At 31.8% G+C, this 8,538-nt stretch carries 6 protein-coding genes; 3 read left to right on the top strand and 3 right to left on the bottom strand.

Translation table 11 applies throughout. The annotated features are described in order from the left end of the window. The first annotated feature begins 218 nt into the window (after positions 1-218). Entirely contained in the window at positions 219-917 is a 699-nt protein-coding gene (locus tag AAC024_RS15185) for a class I SAM-dependent methyltransferase (RefSeq protein ID WP_339896344.1), read from the top strand. On the opposite strand, the gene AAC024_RS15180 is transcribed toward AAC024_RS15185, so the two are convergent. The 3 genes from AAC024_RS15180 to AAC024_RS15170 form a co-directional block, all read right to left on the bottom strand. Further along, entirely contained in the window at positions 893-1,549 is a 657-nt protein-coding gene (locus tag AAC024_RS15180) for a hypothetical protein (RefSeq protein ID WP_339896343.1), read from the bottom strand. The genes AAC024_RS15185 and AAC024_RS15180 overlap by 25 nt on opposite strands. A gap of 258 nt (positions 1,550-1,807) precedes the next feature. Next, positions 1,808-3,544 carry a TonB-dependent receptor gene (locus tag AAC024_RS15175; protein ID WP_339896342.1) on the bottom strand — a complete coding sequence of 579 codons (1,737 nt, stop codon included), beginning with the start codon at positions 3,542-3,544 and terminating at the stop codon, positions 1,808-1,810. 80 nt (positions 3,545-3,624) lie between these two features. Beyond that, positions 3,625-6,645, bottom strand: a complete 3,021-nt coding sequence (locus AAC024_RS15170) for a tetratricopeptide repeat protein (protein WP_339896341.1) — start codon at positions 6,643-6,645, stop codon at positions 3,625-3,627. Positions 6,646-7,101: 456 nt separating this feature from the next. Between AAC024_RS15170 and AAC024_RS15165 the strand changes: the two genes are divergently transcribed. Together AAC024_RS15165 and AAC024_RS15160 are read left to right on the top strand one after the other, a co-directional pair. Next, positions 7,102-7,785 (top strand): ATP-binding cassette domain-containing protein, encoded by a 684-nt coding sequence (locus AAC024_RS15165; RefSeq protein ID WP_339896340.1) that lies wholly within the window; start codon positions 7,102-7,104, stop codon positions 7,783-7,785. 2 nt (positions 7,786-7,787) lie between these two features. Further along, positions 7,788-8,528, top strand: a complete 741-nt coding sequence (locus AAC024_RS15160; RefSeq protein WP_339896339.1) for a class I SAM-dependent methyltransferase — start codon at positions 7,788-7,790, stop codon at positions 8,526-8,528. The last annotated feature ends 10 nt before the right edge of the window (positions 8,529-8,538 follow it).

Below are 8,538 nucleotides of genomic sequence, written 5' to 3'. Positions count from 1 at the left end.
ATGAGACTTATTATTTCGCAGAGTTTCACTGAGAATTTCGCAGAGAATCTCAGAGTTAAAATGGTTATAATTTAAGTAAATAATATGATTGTAAACGATATTAAAATTGAAAGGTGTTTTTCTCTATGTATCTTCGTGCAAACTCAGTGAGTCTCTGTGTAACAACTTTTAATTGATGAGATTTCCGCCTTCGCGGAAATGAAAAAATAGCGTTTTAAATGAAAGACCTTTTCGGAAAAGCTTTATTGGATTTTCAAAATGGAAATTATTCTGAAGACATCATGACATCAACCAATATTTCTGATGAAGATGCCTTACCAATTCCCTATTTGTTTCGAGATTATAAGGATATGCCCAAATTGGAACAAAAAGCCTTAAAACTTTCAAAAGGTAGTATTTTAGACGTGGGGTGTGGCTCTGGAAGTCATAGTCTCTATTTGCAAAAAAAGGGTTTTAAAATTAAAGCTATTGATATCTCAAAAGGTGCCATTGAAGTCACTAAACACCGTGGTGTTTTAAAAGCAAATGTTTTAAATATTTTAGATGAAACTGAAACTTTTGATACGATTCTTCTTTTAATGAATGGTACAGGGATTTTTCAAGAATTGACACAAGTTTCTAAATACTTGTCGCATTTAAAAAATTTATTAAACCCGAACGGACAAATTTTAATTGATTCTTCGGATATTAAATATATGTATGAAGATGAAGATGGTGGCTATTGGATGGACATGAATTCTAGTTATTATGGTGAACTAGATTATTTTTTGTCTTATAAAGGCGAAAAAGAAGCGCCTATGAAGTGGTTATATTTAGATTTTGAAACTTTGAAGTTGGCTTGTGAAACAGTTGGTTTAAAATGTGAATTGGTTTTGGAAGGTGCCCATTTTGATTATTTGGCGCAGTTATCGTTGTAATGATTAACTAACCCTTCTAAATCTTTACGTGTATACTTTTTACTCTCTACTTTTGATACTAAACTAGGACAGTCACTAAAATATTCTGACGCTCGTTTTTTAAAGGACTTTAATTCGGCATAATTAAAAATAATGGCCATATCATTATCTCTTATCAACAACGACTCCTTAAAAACACTCCCGTAATTAGTATTAGAGACCGTCCTTTTAACCAATTTAACTTCTCCATCAATAACAAGCTCAGCAAAACCAAATTTAGTTTTCTTTTTATTTATACTTTTTATTATTGGTATATATACTGCTTGTCTTTTTAGTCTTCTTCCTTTTAATTTGTAATCCAAATCAAAAACAATCTTTTCGACTTCTTCAGGAGAGAATTTCGTGCTTTTTCGTTGTTTAATTTCAAAATTAATATACCTTAAATACTCTTTTGAACTCAAATTAAATGAATTCTCGCCTTTAGATCCAAACACAGCTGATCTAACTTTAGATTCAAGCATAGTTAGTCTAGCATTTCCTTTCAATGTTGATCCATCCTTTAGATATATTTTTGCTTTAGTCCAATCTTTATATTGAGCTTGAATATTAAACGATAAAAAAACTAATGATACTAAAAGTAAAGTATTCTTCATTTTTTGTTTTTTGATTTCAGTAAATATAATAAAACACTAAGAAAGCGGATTTTGTGCAATTAGTTTAAAGTTTGTTCTGACTCGCGTTAAGGATTGCAGTGAAAAGCCCACAGCCCGACGTAGGAGGTGCGAGGACTTGCAACGGAAAGCCTGACCTTTTGCGATCCTACAAGGTTTTAAAAACCTTGTAGGTATGAGTAAAAGGGAACGCCCAAATATTTGATGAGACCCTGAAACAAGTTCAGGGTGACACTAGTGTCAAAAATCAAATTTGTAAGTAGCTCCAGCTAAAAACTGAATACTTTGTACTGGGAAATTTTGCCATTTTTGGTAGGCATCATTGGCTATATTATTTGCTTTTGCAAATACTGAAAGTTGGTCGTTTACATGGTAGCCTACATGTGCATTAGCATCAAAATAGCTATCTAAGGTTATGTTTGTAACTAAATCTTGCGGTAAAAGCGAGCCTTCTAATACCAACTGATCTTGACGCTCTCCTATATAAAATAAATTAGCACCCGCAAACCAATTTTCGTTAATTTGATAATCTAAAAACAAAGAACCTTTTACATCTGGTAAGTTCCAAGCGTTAGACTCATCATCAGTAGAATAACTAAAATACTCAGCTTTTAATGCTAATTTAAAGTTTCTATTAACATCTACATTTATTTCTCCTGCAATACCAAACGTATCTACATCATCATAGATAATTCCAAAAGAATTTCCATAATCATAAGGGTTTTGAGGTGATAAATTTCTAATTGTATTCGTTTTATAAAGGGCCTTATTTCTATCAGCTAAATAACGTCCACTAACGTTATAACTCATATTGCTAGATAACTTCCCTTTTAAACCAATGTATGCATTGTATAATTGGTCTGTTGGAGCAATAAATAATGTTGGTGACACAAAAGGGTTTTCTTTGGCAAAACCGTAATAAGAATTTTGAATTAAACCACCTTTAATTCCTCCATAAGCAATTAATATATCATTTACCAATCTATAAGTTGCAGTAATGTTTGGATATACATAAAAATTATTTTCACCAGATTCTTTATCGTTTAAATAATATAAAGAAACCCCCAAATCTAAAGTTAAATCATCTTGTTTTAACTGATAGGTTGGTGATAAACCTATTTGAAAGTTTCCATAGTTTAACTCATCCGTCGTTATATAATTTCTATCAAAAGTGCCTCCTAAATAATCAATTTTAATATCAGTTGAAATTTCAACGTCGTTAATTGGCACATCTACTTTGGCTTTAGCAATAAATCTATTTTCTCCAGAACCTTGATTATCTCCAAAACGTCGAAAAAAGAAGCTTCCTGAATTAATATAAGTATCTTCAAAAGTAATATCGCCTCCAAAATGTGCATCAAAAAATGAGTGATCCACTTCTATATTATTGGCTTGCGCTTGCGTTATTTGAGATTCTGGCACGCCATACCAATTGTACAGTTGATGTTGAAAACCAGCTTCAACATTCCACGCTAAATCTCTTAATCGGCTTGAATAATTCAAGTTAACTTTTGAGTTTGAAAAATTATCATTGAACGACACCCCTTCTATTCCTCCAGCGGAAGAATGGTGACTAACATAACCACCAACGCTCTCATTTCTGCTAATGGCATGATTTAAATAAACCTCACCCAAAATTGTGGTGTACGTTCCAACACCTAATGTCGCATAATTATCAAATAGTTTTGTTGGCGCTCTTTTTTCAACAACAGCAGCTTTTCCTTTTGCTGGTGTAAACGTTGAAGCTACTGGAAATGAAAAAATATTATACTTTATCTCTTTTTTTGTTTCAGTTGCTTCATCATCTAAAGAAGGGACTTCCTTAACCTTAAAGGCATCCGAAATTGATGGTGTATAAGGTTTAATAACATCAATAACGCCAGTGTTTATGGTGTCATTTTTTGTTCTTTGAGCAAAACCGAAGCTTATACTTAATAAAAGAACGGCAGTGAATATATTTTTTATGTGCTTACGCATAATTAGATTTTTTGATTTATGATATTGATTGATGAGATGCTTCGACTGCGCTCAGCATGACATTTTAAGTTTTATTAAAATTAATCTTCAGGTAAAATTGATGAATTTGTTTTGGCTTCTTCCCTTTTGATTTTACTGAGTTCTGCTTTTGCTTCTGATACCACATCATCAAACTCTGGAAAATTCTGAATGACACTTTCTAAAATATATGTCGCTTGGAAGGCATCATTTAAAGCATAATAGTTTTTAGCCATCAATACTAAGCCTTTGGCGCTATAATACCCATATCCTGAAAAATCTTTAGCCAATTTTTGAACTGACGTATTAGAAGCTTTATGATTGCCTTCTTTATTTTTAAAATACGCATTATAATAGAGCGCTTCTGCCGCAGTTTCGCCTGTTGCAACACGTTCAACATTAGCATAGGCCGATTTAGCTTTCGCTTCATCACTTGTTTTTATAGCAGAACGTGCAATAATAATATGTGCATCACTCTTTATTTTATTATCAATTTTTGAACTTCTTAATACCTTTTCAGCATAAGAAACCGCAGCATCATAATTTTCTAATTGATAATTCGCCTTCATTAAATTAGAATGTGCAAAAACAATATTCTGAGGGTAGTTTGCTTCTTCCTCTAATCGTTCTAAAATAGGAATGGCTTTATTCCAACTTTTGCTTTCTAAGTAAAATTGAGACAAACGCGATAGGGCTTCTTCCGTGAATTCATTCTGACTTGCATCAACAACATATTTATAATGTGGTGCCGCATTTTCTAGCAAATCTTTTTTGTAATACAATTGGGCTACATAAAAATGCGATTGCAACGTGTGCATTCCGTTTGGAAATTGATTTAAATACCCATTAAACTGTTTTATGGCTTTATCCGTATTATTATCCAAATATTGCTTTTCGGCAGATTCGTATGTGGCATTATCTAAATCGACATCTGTAACTTCAATATAATCTAGTTGCTTAACCCAATTGGCATAGTCATCAACACGACCTAAATCAATATAAATTAATCGAGCAGTTGAAACGGCTTGAACCGCTTCTGGTGTTCCTGGATAATCGCCTGCCACTTTTTTAAACTTGGTTAAAGCACGCTCGTTTTCACTGCCATTATAATACACTAAACCTTGACGGAGTAGTGCTTTTGGTACAAACGAACTCATTCTATACTCACTACTTAGCTGATTGTAAGCTTTCATCGCTTTATCCGTTTCATTTGCTTTTACATAAGAATTACCAAGTTCGTATAGTGCATCGTCTCTTAATTTTGATTTAGGATAATCAGCAATAAACTGCTCTAATCCTTGTATTTTTTTTGAAGATTGCCCGGTATATCCAACACTTATTGTTTTTTGAAACGCAGGATAATCGGAGTCTATTTCATTTAATTGAATGGCTTTCTCGTAAGCTGAAATAGCACTTTGATATTCGCTAGACACAAAATGACCATCACCCAAACGTAAAAAAGCATCATTCAATCTTAGTTTATCTTCTCGCTTATTAGAAATGAATTGATTGAAGTGTTCAGTCGCTTTTCCATAATTTTTAAGTTTGAAATAGGTGTAAGCTAAATTATAATTAATGTTTTCAATTTCTGGTGTTGCTGACGCTTCTGCTTGTTGTTGAAATTGTTTGAAACCAATTAGCGCATCATCATAATTAGTTAAGTTATAATCAGCCTCTGCCTTCCAAAAAGTTGCCCTAGCTGTATATTTTTGATCTTGAGATTCTTTTAAGGACCCATCAAAAAGTAATTCTGCCTCTTGATAATCGCCTTCATTATAAAGTTCTAATCCTCTATAAAACGCCACTTTTTGATAAGCTACTTTATTTTCAAAACTCTTTTTACTTTCTAATAATTTTAAAGCTTCTTTATAATTTTTTGAAGTAATGTAAGAATCAATTAATAGGGTTTCAATCTCTTCTTTATAGCCGGTATCAGGATATTTTTCTAAATAACCCGCTAAAACTTGGGGCGCCGATTGATATGGATTCCCTATTTCATAACTAATTTTTGCGTAATTTAACCATGCATCTTCTTGAATTTTTAAATCGAAATTCATTTGAGACGCATTTCTAAATGCATTTAAAGCTTCTTGCTTTTTTTCTGAGTTAATGTAACTCTCTCCTAAATGATAGTAGGCGTTTTGAGCAATAGCATTGTTACCGCCTACTATTTTATTAAATTCTGAAATGGCATTTTCGTAATCTTTCTGTTTGTAATATGCATAACCTAATTGATAAAAATCAGTATTATTCCATTTCCCTCTTTTGCCTTTATATTCCGTTAAATATGGAATAGCTTTCGCATATTTCTCTAAATTGAAGTAGCTTTCACCTATAATTTTAGAAAGCTCTGAAACTTCATCTTCATCACTAGACTGTATTCGTTCTTTGGCAAGTTCGATAGCTTTATCAAATTTTCCTAGTTTAAAATTTAAGTCGGCTTGATAATAAGATAGTTTTTCTTTGTAACGTTCTTGATCGCTTACTTGTTCAAAATATTCGTTGGCTTTATCATAGTCATCACCTTCATAAGCCATAAAACCAATGTAATATTTAGCTTGTGCGCCGAATTCTGGTGAATTCTCCACTTTACTTAAATATTTCTTGGCATCCTTATATTGTTTCGTAGCAAAGGCGGTGTATCCATTATTAAAATAAAATTTCTCACGTTCTTTTCTTCCTAAAGCTTCTTCATCCACTTTATCATACCATTTTCTAGCGTAAGCATATTTAGAATTCTCAAAATAATAGTCGGCTACATCAACAAAAGCGGTATTCCTTTTTGTGCTTGTTGGATATTCTTTTACAAAATTTTCAATTAACTGATCTGCATTTTGCTGGTTTAATCGTACTGCACTATTGGCAATATAATACGCGCAATTAGATTGTAAAATGTCTTCTTTTGCTGTTTTCTTAACACTGCTGAACATAGACTGAGCAGCACGGTATTGTTGATTATTATATAGCGTTAAAGCTTTTTGATAATCGACCAAACTACTCGTGTAAATTGCTGATTGTTGCGCTAGGATTTGAAAACTAAAACTTATAGCAAGTACTAATGAAACGATACTTTTCTTAGTCATTTAGGATTAATTTTTAAATTTAAAATCAAAGATAAATAAAGGATATTTGTTTTTATTGAAAGTTAAAAAACAAATATCTTTTATTTTAGATTCCCGTTTTCACGGGAATGACAAATTCAAATGAAACCTTGATAAAAAATCAAGGAGTCTATTTTTATTTAATATGAATCTTATAACGTAATAATCGTGCCATAATTATAAACCGAGTTATTAAATGTTGGAAAAAAGCTCGAAAGCAGAAGACGGAAGACAGAAGTTATGGTTGAAACTACATTAAACTTTTAGTTTCTTGATTTCTAGTTTTAGAATTAAATGTAAAAAATGACTGATGCCTGTTGACTGAAGACTGCTAACTGAATTCCTGCTCACAACTATTTTAAACTTTTCACGTTTAACTTTTACTTTCAAGTTTTAAATAATACATTTACAATAGTCAAAAAGAACCTTATTTAATTTATGTCGAATCCTATTTTACAACTAAAAGACGCTTCTATTTTTCAAGGTGAAAGCCTAGTACTTTCAAATGTAAATGTTGAGATTAACAAAGGAGATTTTGTTTACTTAATAGGAAAAACGGGTACAGGAAAAAGTAGTTTTATGAAAACGCTGTATGCCGATTTACCTTTAACTAAAGGTGAAGGGCATATTGTTGATTTCGATTTGAAACATCTTAAAGAAAAAGACATTCCGTTTTTAAGACGAAAACTAGGAGTCGTTTTTCAAGATTTTAAATTACTTAACGACAGAACCATTAACAACAATTTGCTCTTTGTATTAAAAGCTACAGGCTGGAAAGATAAAGACAAGATGAACACGCGAGTTGAGGAAGTTTTAACCAAAGTTGATATGAAGACTAAAGGATTTAAATTTCCGCATGAACTTTCTGGTGGTGAGCAACAACGTGTTGCTATTGCGAGAGCTTTACTAAATAACCCCGAACTTATACTTGCCGATGAACCCACTGGGAATTTAGATCCGCAAACCAGTGTTGAAGTTATGGAAGTGCTTCAAGATATTAACAAAAACGGTAACACCATTTTAATGGCTACTCACGACTATGCTTTGCTCCTTAAATACCCAAGTAAAACTTTAAAATGTGATGAAAATCAGGTTTATGAGGTGGTACAACGTAAAGGATAAGGATGTATAGCTTCATTAAAAAGAATATTAAATCTATTATTTCGAAAGAATTCTTATTTAAAAATGAATTGTTTTTTAGATATATCTATGGCGTTTTCTATTTAGGAAATAAACATCAGTGTAATATTTGCGAAAAGAAACTAAGCGCTTTTGTTGAATTAGACAATGAAGATTTATTATGCCCTTTTTGTGGGAGTTTATCGAGAAACAGAAGGCTTTGGAAATTAGTTAATGAAGACAAAGCTTTGAAAGGAAATTTACTTCACTTTTCGCCTTCAAGAAACCTTTATAGAACGTTAAGAAAACACCAAAACTTAAATTATTTTAGCACTGATTTTGAAAATGAGTTTTTAGCAGATAATAAATTTGATATTACCAATATTACGCAAAGTGATGCCACTTTTGATACCATCATTTGTTATCATATATTAGAACACATAACGAATGATCAAAAAGCAATGGCTGAACTATATCGTGTTTTGAAACCGAATGGTAATATTTATATTCAAACTCCGTTTAAAGAAGGTGACATATATGAAGATGATTCAATAGTTTTACCCGAAGAACGGTTAAAACATTTTGGTCAGGACGATCATGTTAGAATTTATTCAGTTAAAGGATTAAAAGACAGATTAGAAAATTGTGGGTTTGAAACATCAATAATGGATTATAATACAACAACCGAAAATGATTTTTATTTAGGTTTAAAATCGCCTGAAACTGTTTTAATCGCAAAAAAATAATGCTTTCGAT

This window comes from uncultured Algibacter sp. (genome assembly GCF_963976535.1).
Lineage (GTDB): Bacteria > Bacteroidota > Bacteroidia > Flavobacteriales > Flavobacteriaceae > Algibacter_B.
This window is presented reverse-complemented; position numbering and strand designations above follow the sequence as displayed.